The sequence below is a fragment of the Paraburkholderia sp. PGU19 genome (genome assembly GCF_013426915.1).
Classification (GTDB): domain Bacteria; phylum Pseudomonadota; class Gammaproteobacteria; order Burkholderiales; family Burkholderiaceae; genus Paraburkholderia.
Map to the genome: position 1 here is coordinate 1,404,775 of NZ_AP023182.1, position 17,362 is coordinate 1,422,136.

Genomic DNA, 17,362 nt, shown 5'->3' on the forward strand with positions numbered 1-17,362 from the left:
CTTCCCGTCTTTCTAGTAGGCGAACCGAACAACGCCGCAGTTGATATCGTCGCAGAGGGTGCCGTAGACGCGACCGCTGTCCTGGATCGCGTTGGGAAAAAATTTGGTAAATCCAGCTGGCAGCGCGATCTGGTCAAGTGAGACATAACGATAGCGAGCCTCCTGCGCATGGCTCCCAACCGCCCAAAAACTGAGGATTAGCGCCAGCATCCAGCCGAAGCGGCATATAGAAAAGTATCGGTTGGGTTGTCTCTTGATCGAAATGTCGACCATGTTTTTTCTCCTGCGAAATACGTGGGCCCTATGTCACGAAGATGCAAAGCTCCTTCGGCTCGCAAAGTAAAAAAGGCAGCATGAAAGTTGGCCGTCAGTGGCCTGACGTCCTCATACTTGCGTTAGTAGCCGATAGCGGGTGCCCGATGGAGTCTCGGATTTAATATGTGTGATTGGAGGCGCGATCGTGCTGCCTTAATGGCTAGCTGCGGATATGCCCCATTCCCGTTTTTACAAGCGTTGGCTGAGATCAACGAATCGACGCAAAGGCAAGGTAGTGCCAGCGCGGAAATCGTCATCACGCCGCAATCGCGCATTAAAAACATAGGCGATTAGCAGGCGGAAAGCAAAGCGGCGCGCCTGGTTTTTTTGACATGTCATCAGTGCGCGGTTAGCTGACAAGTTCTTGCGGACGTCTTTGTCTTAAAGACCCAGATCAAAAGAAGCCCGGAACGGCTCTCCGCACGATGCGGGCTTTGCGGAGCGGCACGAGAAGGTGCAGAAAACGTTATCTCCGCTATTCAGGGATCGTTGCGGGCTGACAGCCGGGCACGCCACGAAGGCGAACGCCCAGCGCATGGTGACGTTCACGCCGAGAATCGCGACAACCAGCACCCATCAGCCCGAGTGATCGGCGCGGCGAACGATGCGCCACGACCTGATAGACGAACAGAACGAGTTCAACAACAATTCCGAGGAAAACACAGCCAGATTCAGATGCTGAATGCTGCTAGAGACATAGTCAGGTTCTCCAGGGGCTTTAGAGTCAGCCCTTTCAAGGTCTTGATCAAGATGTCCCGCCTTTGGCGCGTTTAAGCAGGCGAGCGGTACTGTGATGGGCGCGGGCTACCGCACCTTCGACATAGGGTGCGGGTTTGCGGGTCTTGGGGCCACGCGTGCGTGTGCGCACCTGAATCGGGTCGACGCAGCGGGCCAGCTCGAGCAGTTTGCCGGCAATCACGTCGGGCGTGGCATCGCTCCAGTGCGACCATTCATTTGGCGGCAGCGCGATGAGCATGCCCTCATACTGGCTGCGAATCTGCACGGCGAGGTAGTACGTCGAGACGTCTGGCGGCGCTGCACCTGTTTCATCGGCGGCAGCATGCGCAGCTTCAACACTGCGCTTGAGCGTGGCCAGCACGTTGTACGCCAGCACCGCGACGGTAAAGCCCAGCAGCGCGGCACGTGGATGACCCAAGGTGCGGATCTCGCTGTGCAGGACCGACTCGAGTCGCTGGAACATGCCCTCGATACGCCAGCGCTTGCGGTACAGCCGGGCAATCTCGTGTGCGCCCACCGCGGCAGGCAGGTTGCTCCACAACAGAATCACGGTATCGCCTGCATCAGTCGGCTTGTCCAGCGTCAGCTCGATGCGACGCCAGACGACGCCAGCCTTCAGGTCAATGCGTTGCTCTCGCACCTGACCTGTCTCGATACGTGCACCGTCCACCCATGGCCCACTGCTGGCAAGCGCCGGGCTGTTGCGGCCGTGTTCGCGCACGATGAAGCAGGCCTGTGCCTGATGCCAGCCCTGCAGGATGGTCCCGGTGCAGAAGTTCCGGTCAGCCAGCCACAATTCGCCCGCGCCGGCACATTCAATCAGCGGGGCCATGGCCGAGCGCTCCTGCGCGTGCGCATCCTCGATGGCGACCAGATCTGTGACCAGACCCAGATCCGGCTCGTAGACCACCAGCGCGTGCCCCGGCAACGCCGCGCCACGCTGCTCGCGCAACGCCGCCAGCCGTTTCTCACTGGCCGGCAGGTGATTGCCATCAAGCACCCGCACACGCCAGCCGGGCAGGCTGGGCTGGCATGGCAACGCCGCCAGCACCGGCCCCAGACGCTGTGCGCTGCCCTGTACCAGGGCACGCAGGATCGCGGGTTCGGTGCGGTTGACCTTCTCGTAGAGCGCGGCCAGCGACACCGGCAGGGGCTTCGTCTGTGTCGCTGCAGCGTGCAGCGACGGACTCAGTCCCAGCGACACCAGCGTCATCAGTTCAACCACCGTCGAGAACAGCAATTCACGTGGATATTGCCGCTGCCGGTGCTCGGCGAACACCTCGTCGATCCATTGCGGCGCGATGGCTCTCTGCAGTGCCAGGCGTGCCATCACGCATACCGGTGCCTGCTGCTCGAAACGCTTCATCACCTCGTCGAACATCCCTTCGTACCCGTCGTTCCTTAACATCTCGCCAGGTTACCAGGTTTGCAGCGCAAAGACCTTGAAAGGGCTGGGCTTTAGAGTTCAGAGTTCAGAGTTGTGCGCGACGCGCTGTTACTGGGTCACCCCGCGCGTCGCCCGCATCATCTCGGCGTATTCAGTAGTGAGTTCCCCTTGCGCGAGCTAAGCGTGAGCGAACGTCGTGCTGTCGATCTTGACGATCGCATCGGGTGACAATGGAGCAGAAGGCAACATCACAGCGGCGAGCGCTCGCCGGCCGCGCCGCTTCCTGAAACTCGCCGACCGCCATCGCCTGCTCGATGTCCTTCGTGAGCTGCCAGATCCGCTCAATTGATGTGGATTTCATGTCTCGCCCCGGTTAGCTCTTGTTCGCCGCCAACCGCCTTGACTGTTGGCCCCGCCGAATCGCGCCGCCAGGATGTTCCGCTAACTGGAGATTGCACACTGCCGCCGCAAGTCAGATGGAAACTCAACAGGAGAGAATTTCGCGACGCCGGAGGATCTACTGCTGACATGCCCGACCGAATGACCAATACAGTTTTGATAGTGTTGAAAAAGTCATGTTTTGACTTCTGACGATGGCTTTCGCCATGCGGTTTCAATCCCTGAACGTGCACGGCGATGCCAACCTTTTGGAGCGACCGCCGAATTGCTCGTCAAGCAGCCGCAAGTTTGTTTCCGCTACTTTCCGGTGCAAGCCGTTTCGCCATTCGTCGCAGATTTTGTGCGATCGCTGCGAGCAAAAACTCATCGTGTGCGCCTGTTAGCCCACGCAGTCGCAAGTGGTCGAGCTTCAGAATGCGTTTGAGGTGGGCAAAGAGCATTTCGACCTTCTTTCGTTCACGGGAAGATCGGCTGTATTCAGGTGTCTTTGCAATTCGCCTGGTTTCGTCTCGCGCAGCTTCATGGATGCTGCGAGCGATTTTGCGGAACGGTGTATTCGGACAACAGCGATCCTTCATCGAACAGCTTTCACAGTCGCGTTGGCTCGCCCGGTAGATGATCGTCTCCGCCTTCGTGATGCGTGTGCGCGGAGTTTTGAATTTTCGCCGGTCACTGCGCAGTATGTGTCCAGTTGGACAGCGGTATTCATTACCCTGCTCGTCCCATTCGAACTCGCTGCTTGAGAACGTATTATCCTTCCGCGTGGTTTTATCCCAGACCGGAACATGTGGCGCAATGTCCTTCTGCTCAATCATCCACGCAAGCATCGCGGCCGAGCCATATGCGGTATCGCCAGCAAGACGGCGGGGCTTCAGATCATGTCGACGCTCAACGCGCTCAATCATCGTCCTGGTTGATTCCACCTCGTGGGCCCGGTTCGCGGGCGTCGCCTCGACGTCCACGATGATCCCGGCTTTCAGGTCAATCAGATAATTGGTCGAGTAGGCAAAGACCGCCGGGCTACCCCTGGCGGCTGCCCAGCTTGCCGCGGGGTCCGTCAGCGAAATCTTCTTTTGAGGCGACGGTCTGTCTGCCTTTGCGGCCTCGGCGCCCGCCGGATTCGCTTCCTCCAATGCGTCGAGATATTCCCGGACCGCACGGCTTTGGCCCTCAGCACATCCCCAGTCGACGCGTTCGGTACCGGGAACACCGCGAGCAGCACTCGCATCGGCCCTGATGATGCTCGCGTCGATAGCGAATCCTTCGCCCTCGACCAGTCCTTCGGACATGCAACGCCTAAGTACTGTCTCGAACACATGCCGTAGAGCATCACTGTCGCGGAAGCGGCCGTGACGGTTATTTGAGAATGTCGAATGTTCGGGTACGGCATCGTCCAACCCGAGGCGGCAGAACCATCGATACGCCAGATTAAGATGTACCTCCTCGCACAGCCTGCGCTCGGACCGGATGCCGAAACAATAGCCCACGATCAACATGCGGATCATGAGTTCTGGATCAATCGATGGCCGACCCATCGGGCTGTAGAACGGCGCGAGATGCTGGCGCAGGTCACGAAGGTCGAGGAAGTAGTCGATGCCTCTCAGTAGATGTTCGCGAGGGATGTGATTATCGAGGTTGAACGAGTAGAAGAGCTTGTCCTGTCCGCTGCCCAGATGACCCATCATGACGATGTACTCCCGTCGATCGATGTCTTCCAGGATACCCAACAATCCAAACCTCCGGCGACTTTTTCAACACCATCGTTTTTAAAGCTGCCGTCGGCGCGCCGTAACGTCGAACGTCAGAAGTGGGTCGTGCTGCGTCCGCCATGCGAATGCCCGTCGCAAAGACAGGATCGCGGAACAATGAGCTGCGATATGCCCGCCGCAACATCGGGAGCTCTACGTCTGTACTGTTGCGATCGAGCGACAGGCGATCGCGCGCCGATAGCTTCGGATAACAGATTGCCGTTATCGTCTTACGGGACAGCAACTTCTCCGCAGAGAGGACATCAGGTACGGGGTGGCGTGAAGCGTTTAATGAAAACAGTCTTCAACCCTGGAGTGACGAATGAAGAAAACTCTGATAGCCGGTGCCGCGCTGGCCACCCTGGCCGGCGCCGCGCAGGCGCAAAGCAGCGTGACGCTTTACGGTCTGATCGACGCAGGTCTCACTTACACCAACAGCCAGATCACCGGCACCGGAGCGGGTGGTCACAGCAACTGGCAGATGACCAGCGGTGGCGTCCAGTACAGTCGCTGGGGCCTGCGCGGCGCGGAAGATCTCGGCGGTGGCTTGCAGGCGATTTTCACTCTCGAAAACGGCTTCAACCTGAACAATGGTCAGTTGTCGTCTGCCAATCGGATATTCAACCGCTTGGCCTACGTTGGCGTATCCAGCCGTGACTTTGGCTCGCTGACCCTGGGACGTCAAACCGACGACATGGTTGATTTCTTGGCGCCACTCTCGTTGACCGGGACACAGTATGGCGGGACTCACTTCGCTCATCCCTTCGACGTCGACAACCTGAACGATTCGTTCCAAATCAACAACTCGGTCAAGTATCAAAGTCCGGATTTCGCGGGCTTCAAACTGGGTGCCTTGTACGGCTTTTCGAACCAGGCCGGTGGTTTCGCGAACAATCGTGCGTACAGCGTCGGCATGTCGTACATGTGGGGGCCGTTGAACTTCGGCGCCGGGTATCTGCACCTGAACAACTCGGCCCGCACCCCTGCACAGCTCAATGCTAACGGGGCAGTCACGGATACGCTTGGAAGCTCTCTCTCGGGCCTTCTGACACCGACTTCGGTGCCGCTCGGTGCACTCGCGAGTCGCCAGCAGACGTGGGGCGGTGGCGTCAACTATGCGTTCGGTCCGTTGGTCGCGGGCTTCGTATATACGCAGACGAACCTGACCGAACTGTTCCTGACCGGCTTCAACACCCACTTCCAGAACTATGAAGGAAACATCCGGTTTGCGCTGACGCCGGCCGTTATGTTGGCGGCAGCGTACACCTACTCGCGCGCCGGTGGAAATGCCGGTAGCGGCGCTCCGCATTGGAATCAGGTGAGCGCGCTCGCGAACTACGCCTTCTCGAAGCGCACCGACGTCTATATCCAAAGCACCTATCAGAGCGTGAGCGCGCGCGCTGGCAATCCGCTGGGTGTCGCCTGGATCAACGGCGTGAGTTCCCCCGCGTCGACATCGAATCAGATCGAGGCCACCGTCGGCCTACGTCACCGCTTCTGATTCGAAGCTCCTATCCGGGGAGCTCGCGCCAGGAGGCAGGAACCGCCCGCGCCGGCCTCGTCGTCGGACCGGTGGATGGAGTGGCGAGATCAGCACGATCGGATCGGTCGCCGTCGATGTTGACGGCGCGCCACCGCGCTAGGCATCCCGTTAACGGGCCGCGGCGTCGGACAGAGTTCGGCCAATAGTTGCCGTTCGAGAAACACACAAGGTCGTCATTCCACCGGCCGTTTCGCTTCGTAACCCTGTCGGACGCGTGGCGGAAGTAACTCGGCCAGATGCCCTCCATGACTAGCGCCGTCGCCTCAGGGCTTGACCCAGGTGCCCTGATGGAACCGGTGGTCCTTGAACGTGATCTCCTGGTGGAAGATGCGCTGGTAGCCCTGCTTGGTGAGCTGGGCATCGAAGGCTGCGAACTCCGCGTCCGGAATCGAATGGCGCGAGTAGAACGCGAATGTCTCTGAGTTGGGGAAAGGCACGAACCTGCCGCGATACTGCACGGTATTGCCATTGACCCGAGCCTCGATCTCAACGGGATAGTATTTGCGCAGAAGCTGGCGATCAAACTCGAGCTGATAATGCGCCTGATCGTTCCAGGACAGCCATTGTGTCCAGACGGCGTAATAGGTGCCTCCGAGAACGGCGGCGAGCGCGAGCGCGGCCACTCCCAGTTTGGCGTATTTGCGCGTGGTCGCGCGCGCGCCGGGCGCGATGGTGGGGATTGCGTGGGACAGATCGCGGACGTCGGCATTGTAGCGCTCGTGGCGGATCTCCATCGCTTGGCGCTTGCCGAAGCCCTTGATGTCGTCTGGCAACTCGGAGGCGTCCGGCATGCGCGCTCCGTTAACCAGCACGGGAATGATGCGCACGCCCTTCGAGAGCGCCGTGCGTAGCTCGCGCCGCACGAAATCCGCGGGGTCGTCCAGTCGGCGCTTGCCGGCGCTGTTCTTCATGGTCAGCTACTCGGGGCCGACCACGGCGAGCAAGACCTTGCACGAGGCCAGACTCTTCTCCAGCCCCTGCTCGAAATCGTCGCCGGGTTTGAGCTTGTCGACATCCATAAAGATGGAGATGCCGGGCAAGTCACGGCTCAGGCTGTCGTAGATGCGGCCGGCGACGCCGGATTCGGTCTGGCGGCGATAGTCGATGAATATGCTTTCCGGCATAGGGCACCCGCGGGCAATCGACCTGGACTCAATCGAATAACGTTCAATCTACGCCCCGGCATCCTAGCGAGTTTACGGCCGAAGCCGGCGCAGAGGAAGCATAGACGACGCAGGCGGCACGCGCCTACGGGTATCGACGCACCGTTGTTGCAAATTCTTGTGGTGTTGGACGCGTCGTGGACACCGGCTGTCCAGCGCTATCCGAAGAGCTTCCTGGCAGGGACTGGCCAGTGGGCGCATTGGTCGACCTGCTTGTGAGCAGGCAGGCATCGGATGGCTTATGCCTGCAGTACATCGGCCTTTCTCCTAATCGGATGCTGTGGGTGGAGACGAGAAAAACGGCGGACGCCCGAACACTTGTCGTCATAGTCGGCCGGCTCGAATGGCTGGAGTGTTTCGAAACCGGCCATCGAAGGTGCGCCGGGTCGAAGGACGGCTCCGGGTCGACTTCTGCCGACCACGTCAGACAGCAGTCGGCCGAGGCCGCGTGAAAACACAAAAGTACTCCGCTTTCGGGTGTCGCTTTACCCTTCCCGAGTCCCCACCAGCCCGTTACGCGGCGATCTGAAGGGTCGACATTTAAGAAGGCTTCAGGCAGAGCGCGTTTTCACACGGCCTCGGCCATGATCAGTCGGACTGCGCCTCTCGCATTCGGCATGCGTCCAGCCGCATACCCGCGACGAACTCGTCATCGGCCATATTGTCAAAGTAACGTGGCTGGAGTTCAACCTCATGAAGCCCTTTTGCTCCGCACCTGTTCTCGTTGTGTTCATTGCCGGCTGCGCGTCGACATGGCCACCCGCGAATAATCAGACCGCCCAGCAAATTCCGGCCCACACAAGTACCTACATTCCGCGCGCCAATCACGGTGCGACCCGCGGCGACTCCATGTCAAAGCCACCAGCACTCAGCGTTGGTGTCAGCTATTCCGATACGCAATTAATTCTGCCCTGGTTCCTCACTGACATCATCAACGCAGTTAACGATCCCTAGTCTGTTCATTCGGCCAATCTATGGACCAGCCGGTTGAACGTCGGCTCCTGCCCGGATAGCTGACGGCTACCCGCGTCCGAGAACTGGACGCTTGCGCAGTTCGACGTGCTACCCCGCGCGGCTTCCAGTCGAGCCCACTAAAATTGGATTCGTCGGGTGTCTGCCGTATGCAGAAACCTCAACACTGCGGCCCACCCGGGGACCGGCTAGGCTCGGTCCATTTATTCCACCGACAGGCAGGAGGCCATCATTCTATGCACGAGATCAGCGGTGTTGTTCGCGAGTTTGTTGAGGAGGTCCTGAACCAGGGGCGGATCGATGCCGCCGACCGGCTTGTCTGGGATGACATGGTCGAGCACGTCCCCTTCCCCGGCCAAGGTCCCGGTCTCCAAGGTCTCAAGGATGTCCTGCGAGGGATGCGGGCCGCGTTCCCGGATATGCACTGGCACATCGAGGAACAGCTCACCGAGGGTGACCGCGTGCTGACCCGCTTCGAGTGGACGGGCACTCACCGGGGAGAGTTCCTCGGCGTGCCTGCTACGGGGCAGTTGGTAAGGGTGTGGGGCATGGTCGTCGACCGCATTCAGGACGGCAGGATTAAGGAAACCCGCATCATCATGGACATGCTCGGACTGATGATACAACTCGGCGCGGTTCTCCCACCGGGCCAATGAAACCGAGATGGACGAGCACGCGCCGGCCGGCACGCTGGCACCGATGACCGCAGGTATCCTGGAAGCTGTCGTCTAGGGGCGCGGGTACGAATGACGGGAGTGGGTCGTCTACGGAAGTTCGGCTTTCACCATGGATCGCGGTGTTCGAGGCGACCTCGGATTCTCGGGTTCGCCCATCAAGGGACACCCATTAGCCGGCCGGAGTCAAGGGTAAAAAAAGTACCCCGCAAACAGTTGCGTCAATTCTCGGTGACAACAGCGCGCCACCTTCATTCGTGCAAACACTAACCGCGCCCGTTTTCTCACTCGTTGGTTGCGAACCGAATCGCACCAGACACCCGTCGGGATCAAGCCTGTCGCAATGCTCCGCGACTGCCCTGGCGGCAGTGCCGCCCCAGAGAAACTTTGGTGCCAGGCCGTGTCCAGGGGAGTGCTTGCATTCCCTGTGGCTATCGCCATGACGACGACGCCAGTCCTTTGATGGCTCACGGCCTGGGCGATTCAGTGTTCTGCATCCGTTCAGATGGCACAAGGGCGGCGTCCAACTCATTCGGGTGGCTTCACACCAGTCCCTTGTCCTGGCTCGCCGCCCCTGGCCAAACCGTTATCCAAAACACAGATGGACATCGAAGGGTTTCTGGTCTCGCAGCACGTGGTAGCACGCCCGCGCAAGCTTGTGTGCCAGAGCCTTGATCGCCAGGACGCGGTTCGTCCTGCTCTTCTTGCGATCGTAAAAGTTTCTGGCCTGCGGGCAGTAACGCATCGCGAAGTTCGCTGCCTCCACAAACGCCCACGCGAGATACTTGTTGCCGTTCCTGGTATTGCCTTCACCCTTCTTCCTGCCGTTACTCTCCCTCAGGCTGTCAACACAGCGACAGTAGGAACTGAAATTGCCGACCTGGGCAAAGCGGCTGATCGAGCCGGTCTCGAGCATGATTGTGGTTGCGAGCGTGTCGCCGATGCCCGGCACCGTCCTGAGCAGGTGGTACTCGGCACGCAGGCTCACGCGTTCCCTCAGTCGCTTCTCCAGCGCCTCAATCTGCTGCCCCAGCGCCTGGCTGACCGCGCGGTTGGCCTCCACGGCCAGCGCGACATCGGGCGCAAAGGCAAATTCATCGACCTGGCCGGCTGTCAGCCGTTTGACTGCCTCGCCATTTATTCGGCTCCCCGTCTGCCGCATCATGATGCCCTCGATCGAAAGGATCTGCGCTGTGCGATAGCGCACCAGCTGCATGCGCTTGCGTGCCAGGTCGCGTGCGCCGCGTTCCTCGCGCGGATAGACATAGCCCTCGGGCAGCAACCCGAGCCTCAGTAGCTGCGCCAGATAGGCCGCATCGGCGAAATCGCCGCTGTACTTGAGACCGTCGTATTTCCTGATGGCAGCAGGATGGGCCAGGTGTACCCGGTAGCCTGTGTCCATCAGTCCATCCACCAGCCAGTACCAGTTGTACGTGCTCTCGACGACCACACCCGCCAGTTCTTGCCGGTACGGCTCAAGCGTCGCCGCGATCTGCGCGAGCTCGTTTGGGCACGCGTTTCTGGTATACGATCCGGTCGTTCTCGTCGCTGACGATCACCACGCAGTTGTTCGAATGCAGGTCTATGTCACAATAGTTCATGTCGGTCTCCGCAGGGTCAAAGTGCGTTTCGCAAACTGACTTTAACCCTCGTCGCATAACCGCGGCGAGGAGGCCGGCTACATGATCATCATTCGGCTAGTGTACTGAGTTACAAATTCATTGAATTATTTGAGCCGCGTACTAAAGTGCTATGTGTGGCACTGATACGAGGAGGCGGCGATGAGCGGACGGCCCAAACGGGAACTCGTGCTGAGCGAATCGGAATTCGAGCAACTGAAGGCACTGACGATGCGGCGCAAGACAGCACAGGCGTTGGCGTTGCGAGCGCGCATCGTGCTGGCCTGTGCCGAAGGGGCGGACAACAAGACGGTCGCGGCGAAACTGCAGCTTACGCAGCAAACTGTCTCCAAATGGCGCTCGCGATTTGTCGCAGACCGTGTGGACGGACTGCTTGACGCGCCACGCCCAGGTGCACCGAGGACAATCGACGACACGCATGTCGACGCGGTTATTGCGAAGACGCTTGAGTCCGTGCCTGCCGGGGCGACGCACTGGAGCACGCGCACGATGGCCCGGGAGATGAAGCTCTCGCAGACGGCGGTGTCGCGGATCTGGCGTGCCTTCGGACTGCAGCCGCATCGGCAGGAGACGTTTAAGCTCTCTAGCGATCCGTTTTTCGTCGACAAGGTGCGCGATATTGTTGGCCTGTACCTGGATCCGCCGCTCAAGGCGATGGTGCTATGCGTTGACGAGAAGAGCCAGATACAGGCATTGGACCGCACGCAGCCCATATTGCCCTTGGCCCCAGGCATTGCCGAGCGACGCACTCACGACTACATGCGTCACGGTACGACCACGCTATTTGCTGCGCTGGACATCGTCACAGGCGAAGTGATCGGTGAGATGCACCGGCGCCATCGCAGCAGCGAATTCCTGCGTTTCCTGCGCACCATCGAAGCCAGCGTGCCGGCCCACCTGGATGTGCATCTGGTGATAGACAATTACGGCACACACAAGACTCCCTCGATCAAGGCGTGGTTCGCTCGTCATCCCCGCTTCCAGGTTCACTTCACACCCACCTCGGCGTCGTGGCTCAATCAGGTCGAACGCTGGTTCGCCACGCTTACCGAAAGGTACCTTCGTCGTGGCACGCATCGTTCGACGCGTCAGCTCGAAGATGCAATCCGGCACTACCTTGACGTCTACAATGCCCACCCCCAGCCGTTCATCTGGAGCAAGTCGGCCGACGAGATACTGGTTAGTCTTGAGCGGTTTTGCGTGCGGGTTCAGAAGGCCGCGGGATGAATGTCATGAATATCAATACCGACGCGATCGACGAAGTCGCCCTGGCACTTCTCTACCTGACTCTGCACGATCAGTACCGCGCGTGGAAGGGCTTCGACTGGGACGTACTGAATCGCCTTTACGAAAAGGGCTTCATCTGCGACCCGGTCAACAAGACGAAGTCGGTGGTCTTTACCGAGGAAGGGTTATGTGAGTCCGAGCGGCTATTCAGGCAGCATTTCGTTATCCCGGACCGCACGAATAATTAATGCAACGAACTTCTAACTCACGACACTAGCGCCGTCGAATGTCCGAAGTGCGGGGCGCAGCCGACGCGAAACGTGAGTTGGGAACCCACCAGCGCATTTGAACTTCGCCTCCGAACGCGGCGTGTAGATTTCGTTTTCCCGCTTTCAGAAACCGCAGCTTGGACGAAGTGAAGATGTTCAGCCATGCGATCGCACTTCATCTTTCACCCTTTGTTGCAACGGTTCGCCGCCATGTCGGGGCCCAATACCATTTGCGGCGGCGCGCTGTTCAGGACACTGCGCCTGCCGCTGAACGCGCAGTTCGACGCTCAGTCAGGTTTAAAGGATCAACTTATATTGTTGCTCGCGCGAATAGGTGGAAGCACTGCTCAAGCAGTGCCTGATCGTGGTAATGTCGCCGCAAATCGAAAGAGTCGGATTCGGCCTATCGCGTATCACCATTGGTCGAATCGGGAAAACGCTGGTCAATGTCCCGTCAGTGCTGCTCGCGACGCGCGATCGCGAGACGACATTGGCGCTGCCGTCCCGTCGGGCTTTCTGTTATCCGATTAGTCGGCGCGGAAAGCGGCGTCGATTTCAGGTCGCGACAGATGAGCCACCGTGTTCACGAGTGTCTTTGCGGCGGCAGCCAATGCGATGGTCACCATCGCGCGGTGATCGAATCCCGCGGCTTTCAGGGCATTGACGTCGCTGTCCGATACCTGCGTCCGGTTCGTCGCGATTGCGGCAGCGAAGCGACGCACGGCTTCCAGCCTGGAATCCGGAATTGTGCTTCCGTTTCTCAGTGCCTGGACGACGTCGGCCGATGCGCCCAGTTTCGCCGCGAGAGTGGCATGCACGGCAATGCCGTAATCCGCGGCGTTTGCGCGGCTTGCGGAGACCATTGCGACTTGCTGTGCGATCGGATCGAGCGAGCTTGCCCCAAGCGACTGGAGCATCGCGATATAGGCTCCAAGCACCGACGGTTCGGCCGCTATCGCGTAGCCCAAGTTAGGCACGAAGCCGAACACGCCACGCATGCCGTCGAGCAATGCTTTCGCCTCGGCAGGTGCCGATGCTTCTCCGAGCTCTCCGAACAGCGCGGCGCCTTGCGCCGAATCCACGGTCCGCGCCAGAAATGCCCGGACGATTGCCGCGACTTCGTCGAGATGCGTTTCTAGCGGGAAGTGTCCCGCGTCGACGAAGTGAACTTCAGCTTCCGGGAGATCGCGGCGGAAAGCTTCAGCGCCGGCGGGCAGAAAGAAAGGATCGCTTTTTCCCCAGACAGCCAGCGTCGGCGGACGATGCGTGCGGAAGTATTCATGGAAGCGGGGATACGCCGCTACGTTCGATTTGTAGTCGCCGAACAGATCGAGTTGAATGTCGGCGTTGCCCGGCCGATCGAGGAAATGCTGGTCAAGCGTATACGACTCGGGGGCGATCAGCGAGGTATCCGACTCCCCGTGCATGTACTGAAACGACGTCGTCTCGGACTTCAGGAACGTGCGGAGATTGTTGCGGTTCTCGTCCGTTGCCGCTTCCCAGTAGGCGCGAATCGGATTCCAGCCCTCACTGAGACCTTCCTCGTACGCATTGCCGTTCTGTGAAATCAGCGCGCTCACGCGCTCCGGCCGCGACGCAGCCAGTTGAAGGCCAACGGGGGCGCCGTAGTCAAACACATAAAGCGCGTAGCGATTCAGTCCGATCGTATCGGTGAAGCTTTCGACCACTTCGGCCAGATGGTCGAACGTGTAGGCAAAGGTGTTGGCTTCAGGTGCACCGGAGAAACCAAAGCCGGGCAGGTCGGGGGCCACCACACGATATTTGTCGGCGAGCCGGCTGATGAGCCCGCGATACTGGTGGCTGGAAGTCGGAAAGCCGTGCAGCAGTAGGACAACGGGAGCATCCCTATGTCCGGCATCGCGATAGAACACATCGATGGTCGAACCGGTACGACTATCGGGAACAGAGACGGTTTGATACGTGGGCGTAGCAGACATGACAACCTCCAGTTTTGCGGGTAATCCGGGTAAGTGCGGGACAAGATTGCTTCGAGCATGACCCTGTTGCCGAAGCGCAGGGGCTTGATTAGTGCCCGGGATGGGGCCGTGGCCGGGTCCTGGAGACCAGTCAGGGAGAGCGGCCACCTGGGTTCCAGCACCGGTTGAGGGCGGGCCATCGGCAGCCCACCGTCACCGGCGCCTCAATCAAACCGGCAGCGCCGGTGCAGCCGGAAAATCCACCGGGACCCGCGTGGTTCCGTGCAGGTAGTTCGTGACGGTTTTGTCTCCGATGAGCACGACGACATCCACGAGGTTCGCCTTTCCCCAGCCTGCTGCGAAAAAGGCTTCCACCAGTGCGGCGTCCGCATGGCCACGGTTGAAGACGATGTTGCGCGTCAGCCGCGCCAGCGCATCCAGTTTTGCGTCGAAGCCTGCCGTTCCCGCGCGGACTTCGAGGATCTGTTCATCCGTCAGCCCATTCATTTTGCCGATAACCGTATGCGCCGCGAGGCAATACTCACACGCATTGACCTGACTGACGACGAGGTTCACAACTTCGCGAGCCTTGCCGACGATCGAACTCTTTGCGTTCTGGAATGCCAGGTAGTTGCCGAGCGCATGTTCGGAATGGGCCAGCGTCGCATACAAGTTCGGCACCATGCCGAGGCTACCCTTTAGCTTGTCGAAAATCGCCTGGTTAGCGGGGGAAACATCTTCACGTGTGGGGACATTGATGGTCGTCATGGTCATACTCCTTTTGCTTCGGTTGAGAAAAATTGAAAGTGCGTTTCAAATGCTGCGCGACGAACGGGGTCGCGCGGCGTCAGGGATCAGTCAACGTGTCTTCGCAAATAGGCGCGGCAACGACGTCGCCAGAAGACTGAGTGAAGCCGCGAGAAGTACCAGATCCTTGAGCAGAAACTGACCTGGCAGCGCGGAAATGGCGGGGAAGCCACCGGCGGTTGCCTCAGCTACGCCCGGTGTCGTGACAAAAAAAGTCAGCGTGATCAGGTATGTCATTGCCGACATCGCTGCACCGAGGGCAGAGAGCACGGGAACGAATGCGCCGGCTGCAAGGGCGACTGCGGTGGAAAGCTCCAGCGTGCCGATCACATAACTTGCACCCTGGATGCCGAATGCCACGTGCAGCCAGCTCATGATCGGGCTATTGGCGATGAACGGGGCAATACCGTGCGCCTCGTAGCTCGTATACTTCATACCGCCAAACCACAGAAATACGATAACCAGAGACCATCGCAGGAGGGCCTGCGATGCGTAAGCCCCTGAGGCTCGTTCTGCGACTGCAAACTCCGATAACGTCGATTGATTGGTCGATGCCATGATGAAACTCCATATAAAGAAAACAATCAGGAAAATGGTCTCCCACTCGCAACACATCCGAGGCTGCAATGCGAGTCGAAGATTTGGGTTAAGCGCTAAAGAACGACTTGATTTCTGCTGCAACCTGGCTTGAGTTTTCGTCGAGAACGTAATGTCCTGCATCGAGCCAGACGAGCTTCGCGTCTGGCAGATCGCCGAGATAAGCTCTCGCGCCGCGCGGAATGAAGAACGGGTCGTTCTTTCCCCACACGATCAACGTTTTCGGCTTGTGATCGCGGAATGCCCGCTGCCAGGTCGGGTAGAGCCCGATGTTCGATTTGTAGTCTTCGAGAAGATCGACCTGATAATCCTGTACGCCTGGACGGTCGAGCAGTGCCTGGTCCAAAAGCCAGTTATCCGGATTGATGGCCTCAGGTTCTTTTGCACCGACCAGCCAGTGGTATCGGGTTCCTTCGAGGCTGACGAACTCGCGTGCCGGTTTTTCGGTTTCGGCAGTTCGTTGTTCCCACAACGGCAGCAGAACCTTTTTGGGTGCGTCTCCCACGCCTTCCATGTATGCGTTGGCATTCTGGATGATGAAGCCCTTCACCCGCTCCGGGCGCTGCGTGAAGAGACGAAAGCCCACGGGACCGCCGTAGTCCTGCATGTAGAGAATGTACGAGTCGAGTCCGAGTGCATCGATCAATCCCGACACGTAGACGGCCAGATTGTCGAACGTGTAGGTGAACTCGCTGCGCAGCGGCGCGTCCGAATAACCGAAGCCGATATAGTCGGGAGCGATCAGATGAAACCGGTCTGCCAATACTGACATGAGGCCGCGGTACATCTGGCTACTGGTCGGCAGGCCGTGTAAAAGGAGAATCGTTGGTGACTTCCGATCACCCGCCTCACGATAGAAGACCTTTCGACCGTTCACATCAATTGCGCGATGGTATGTGCGCGTGTTCATTATTGGCTCCGTGGAATGAATCGCTTTTCGATTCGACCGCCTGTCGACGTCGTGAAAGCATTCTGTGCATTCCCGGAAAGTGGCGATAGACAGTAAAATGTGAAAGCGACCTCTCATTTTCTGGAAGGCCATGGATCAACTCGATGCGATGGCGGTGTTTCTCGCCGCAGTGGAGACGGGGAGTTTTTCGAAGGCGAGCCGGAAGCTTGGTGTTCCGCTCGCCACGGTCAGCCGCAAGATGGCCGATCTGGAGACGCACCTGAGAGCAACGCTACTGGTCCGCTCGACGAAAGGGCTCGAATTGACGGCCGCTGGACGGTCTTACGCAGTGTCGGCGAAAGCCATTCTGGAGCAGGTGGTCGAAGCGGAGCGGATCGCTGCGGGAGAATATGCAGAGCCGAAAGGCGACCTGGTTGTGACTGCGCCGATCATGTTCGGCAGGCTGCATGTGCTGCCCGTCGTAACGCGCTTTCTTGCTTCGTATCCGGAGGTCTCGGTGGGCCTGGTGCTGACTGATCGGGTCACCCATTTGCTTGACGATCAGGTCGACGTGGCGCTGCGGCTGGGTGACCTTCCCGACAGCAATCTGGTCGCGGTGGGATTGGGCTCGATCAGGCGCGTTGTCTGCGGCAGTCCGGACTATCTCGACACTCGGGGCGAGCCCACCAAACCGGAAGATCTGGCCCTTCACAGCGTGATCTCGTTCGAAAGCATTTCGGCGTCGGTGCAATGGAGCTTCTGGTCTGAAGGCGAGGAGATCAAAACTTCCATACTGCCGCGCTTGAGCGTCAACACCATCGATGCCGCAATCGACGCCGGGCTGTCGGGCACCGGGCTGGTTCGGGCGATGTCCTATCAGGTGGTTGAGTATGTACGGCAGCAGCGGCTGCGTGTCGTCCTGCAGAAATTCGAGCCCGAGCCGCGCCCGCTTCATCTCGTCTATGACAGGCAACGCCGACTGCCGCTGAAACTGCGCACATTCGTCGACTTCGTGGTTCCGCTGTTGCGAGAACGGGTGAAGGAAGCAAAACTTTGA

General features: G+C 59.3%; 16 protein-coding genes and 1 pseudogene. 7 read left to right on the top strand and 10 right to left on the bottom strand.

Translation table 11 applies throughout. From position 1 onward, the window contains the following. Positions 1-12: 12 nt before the first annotated feature. Together H1204_RS46855 and H1204_RS46860 are read right to left on the bottom strand one after the other, a co-directional pair. A complete protein-coding gene (locus H1204_RS46855; RefSeq protein ID WP_180735711.1) occupies positions 13-273 on the bottom strand; it encodes a hypothetical protein in 261 nt (86 codons plus the stop codon). A gap of 787 nt (positions 274-1,060) precedes the next feature. Next, a complete protein-coding gene (locus H1204_RS46860; RefSeq protein ID WP_180736357.1) occupies positions 1,061-2,383 on the bottom strand; it encodes an IS4 family transposase in 1,323 nt (440 codons plus the stop codon). 253 nt (positions 2,384-2,636) lie between these two features. Between H1204_RS46860 and H1204_RS46865 the strand changes: the two genes are divergently transcribed. After that, on the top strand, positions 2,637-2,789 hold the full coding sequence (locus H1204_RS46865; RefSeq protein ID WP_180735712.1) for a hypothetical protein: 153 nt from the start codon (positions 2,637-2,639) through the stop codon (positions 2,787-2,789). A gap of 322 nt (positions 2,790-3,111) precedes the next feature. Here the strand turns inward: H1204_RS46865 and H1204_RS46870 are convergent, their stop codons facing one another. Next, positions 3,112-4,524, bottom strand: a complete 1,413-nt coding sequence (locus H1204_RS46870; protein ID WP_180736358.1) for an IS1182 family transposase — start codon at positions 4,522-4,524, stop codon at positions 3,112-3,114. Between the two features lie 385 nt (positions 4,525-4,909). On the opposite strand from H1204_RS46870, the gene H1204_RS46875 reads away from it, so the two are divergent. After that, positions 4,910-6,088 carry a porin gene (locus tag H1204_RS46875; protein ID WP_180735713.1) on the top strand — a complete coding sequence of 393 codons (1,179 nt, stop codon included), beginning with the start codon at positions 4,910-4,912 and terminating at the stop codon, positions 6,086-6,088. Positions 6,089-6,393: 305 nt separating this feature from the next. On the opposite strand, the gene H1204_RS46880 is transcribed toward H1204_RS46875, so the two are convergent. Further along, positions 6,394-7,041 carry a hypothetical protein gene (locus tag H1204_RS46880; protein ID WP_180735714.1) on the bottom strand — a complete coding sequence of 216 codons (648 nt, stop codon included), beginning with the start codon at positions 7,039-7,041 and terminating at the stop codon, positions 6,394-6,396. Positions 7,042-7,047: 6 nt separating this feature from the next. After that, positions 7,048-7,254: a toll/interleukin-1 receptor domain-containing protein gene (locus tag H1204_RS46885; RefSeq protein ID WP_180735715.1), complete on the bottom strand. Its 207-nt coding sequence runs from the start codon at positions 7,252-7,254 to the stop codon at positions 7,048-7,050. Between the two features lie 732 nt (positions 7,255-7,986). Here H1204_RS46885 and H1204_RS46890 point away from each other — a divergent pair. Continuing rightward, positions 7,987-8,247, top strand: coding sequence for a hypothetical protein (locus H1204_RS46890; protein ID WP_180735716.1), 261 nt, complete (start codon positions 7,987-7,989; stop codon positions 8,245-8,247). 254 nt (positions 8,248-8,501) lie between these two features. Next, positions 8,502-8,921, top strand: coding sequence for an ester cyclase (locus tag H1204_RS46895; RefSeq protein ID WP_180735717.1), 420 nt, complete (start codon positions 8,502-8,504; stop codon positions 8,919-8,921). A 604-nt stretch (positions 8,922-9,525) separates the two neighbouring features. Here the strand turns inward: H1204_RS46895 and H1204_RS46900 are convergent. Then, positions 9,526-10,540: pseudogene (locus H1204_RS46900) on the bottom strand (IS110 family transposase). Between the two features lie 180 nt (positions 10,541-10,720). On the opposite strand from H1204_RS46900, the gene H1204_RS46905 reads away from it, so the two are divergent. After that, positions 10,721-11,806 (top strand): IS630 family transposase, encoded by a 1,086-nt coding sequence (locus H1204_RS46905; RefSeq protein WP_180735718.1) that lies wholly within the window; start codon positions 10,721-10,723, stop codon positions 11,804-11,806. Positions 11,807-11,811: 5 nt separating this feature from the next. Next, positions 11,812-12,054, top strand: coding sequence for a DUF6429 family protein (locus H1204_RS46910; protein ID WP_180735719.1), 243 nt, complete (start codon positions 11,812-11,814; stop codon positions 12,052-12,054). A 548-nt stretch (positions 12,055-12,602) separates the two neighbouring features. On the opposite strand, the gene H1204_RS46915 is transcribed toward H1204_RS46910, so the two are convergent. The 4 genes from H1204_RS46915 to H1204_RS46930 all read right to left on the bottom strand — a co-directional run bounded on the left by H1204_RS46915 (position 12,603) and on the right by H1204_RS46930 (position 16,326). Then, positions 12,603-14,033 carry an alpha/beta fold hydrolase gene (locus H1204_RS46915; protein WP_180735720.1) on the bottom strand — a complete coding sequence of 477 codons (1,431 nt, stop codon included), beginning with the start codon at positions 14,031-14,033 and terminating at the stop codon, positions 12,603-12,605. A 207-nt stretch (positions 14,034-14,240) separates the two neighbouring features. Then, a complete protein-coding gene (locus H1204_RS46920) occupies positions 14,241-14,780 on the bottom strand; it encodes a carboxymuconolactone decarboxylase family protein (RefSeq protein ID WP_180735721.1) in 540 nt (179 codons plus the stop codon). A 90-nt stretch (positions 14,781-14,870) separates the two neighbouring features. Beyond that, positions 14,871-15,377 (bottom strand): DUF417 family protein, encoded by a 507-nt coding sequence (locus H1204_RS46925; protein ID WP_180735722.1) that lies wholly within the window; start codon positions 15,375-15,377, stop codon positions 14,871-14,873. 88 nt (positions 15,378-15,465) lie between these two features. Then, positions 15,466-16,326, bottom strand: coding sequence for an alpha/beta fold hydrolase (locus H1204_RS46930; protein ID WP_180736359.1), 861 nt, complete (start codon positions 16,324-16,326; stop codon positions 15,466-15,468). A gap of 130 nt (positions 16,327-16,456) precedes the next feature. On the opposite strand from H1204_RS46930, the gene H1204_RS46935 reads away from it, so the two are divergent. Next, on the top strand, positions 16,457-17,362 hold the full coding sequence (locus H1204_RS46935; protein ID WP_180735723.1) for a LysR family transcriptional regulator: 906 nt from the start codon (positions 16,457-16,459) through the stop codon (positions 17,360-17,362).

Excerpts from the sequence above, each read along its gene's own strand:
- H1204_RS46855 (WP_180735711.1), bottom strand. The coding sequence starts at position 273 with ATGGTCGACATTTCGATCAAGAGACAACCCAACCGATACTTTTCTATA.
- H1204_RS46895 (WP_180735717.1), top strand. The coding sequence starts at position 8,502 with ATGCACGAGATCAGCGGTGTTGTTCGCGAGTTTGTTGAGGAGGTCCTG.
- H1204_RS46860 (WP_180736357.1), bottom strand. The coding sequence starts at position 2,383 with ATGGCACGCCTGGCACTGCAGAGAGCCATCGCGCCGCAATGGATCGAC.
- H1204_RS46890 (WP_180735716.1), top strand. The coding sequence starts at position 7,987 with ATGAAGCCCTTTTGCTCCGCACCTGTTCTCGTTGTGTTCATTGCCGGC.
- H1204_RS46885 (WP_180735715.1), bottom strand. The coding sequence starts at position 7,254 with ATGCCGGAAAGCATATTCATCGACTATCGCCGCCAGACCGAATCCGGC.
- H1204_RS46915 (WP_180735720.1), bottom strand. The coding sequence starts at position 14,033 with ATGTCTGCTACGCCCACGTATCAAACCGTCTCTGTTCCCGATAGTCGT.
- H1204_RS46910 (WP_180735719.1), top strand. The coding sequence starts at position 11,812 with ATGAATATCAATACCGACGCGATCGACGAAGTCGCCCTGGCACTTCTC.
- H1204_RS46920 (WP_180735721.1), bottom strand. The coding sequence starts at position 14,780 with ATGACGACCATCAATGTCCCCACACGTGAAGATGTTTCCCCCGCTAAC.
- H1204_RS46880 (WP_180735714.1), bottom strand. The coding sequence starts at position 7,041 with ATGAAGAACAGCGCCGGCAAGCGCCGACTGGACGACCCCGCGGATTTC.
- H1204_RS46925 (WP_180735722.1), bottom strand. The coding sequence starts at position 15,377 with ATGGCATCGACCAATCAATCGACGTTATCGGAGTTTGCAGTCGCAGAA.
- H1204_RS46935 (WP_180735723.1), top strand. The coding sequence starts at position 16,457 with ATGGATCAACTCGATGCGATGGCGGTGTTTCTCGCCGCAGTGGAGACG.
- H1204_RS46875 (WP_180735713.1), top strand. The coding sequence starts at position 4,910 with ATGAAGAAAACTCTGATAGCCGGTGCCGCGCTGGCCACCCTGGCCGGC.
- H1204_RS46930 (WP_180736359.1), bottom strand. The coding sequence starts at position 16,326 with ATGAACACGCGCACATACCATCGCGCAATTGATGTGAACGGTCGAAAG.
- H1204_RS46870 (WP_180736358.1), bottom strand. The coding sequence starts at position 4,524 with ATGATGGGTCATCTGGGCAGCGGACAGGACAAGCTCTTCTACTCGTTC.
- H1204_RS46905 (WP_180735718.1), top strand. The coding sequence starts at position 10,721 with ATGAGCGGACGGCCCAAACGGGAACTCGTGCTGAGCGAATCGGAATTC.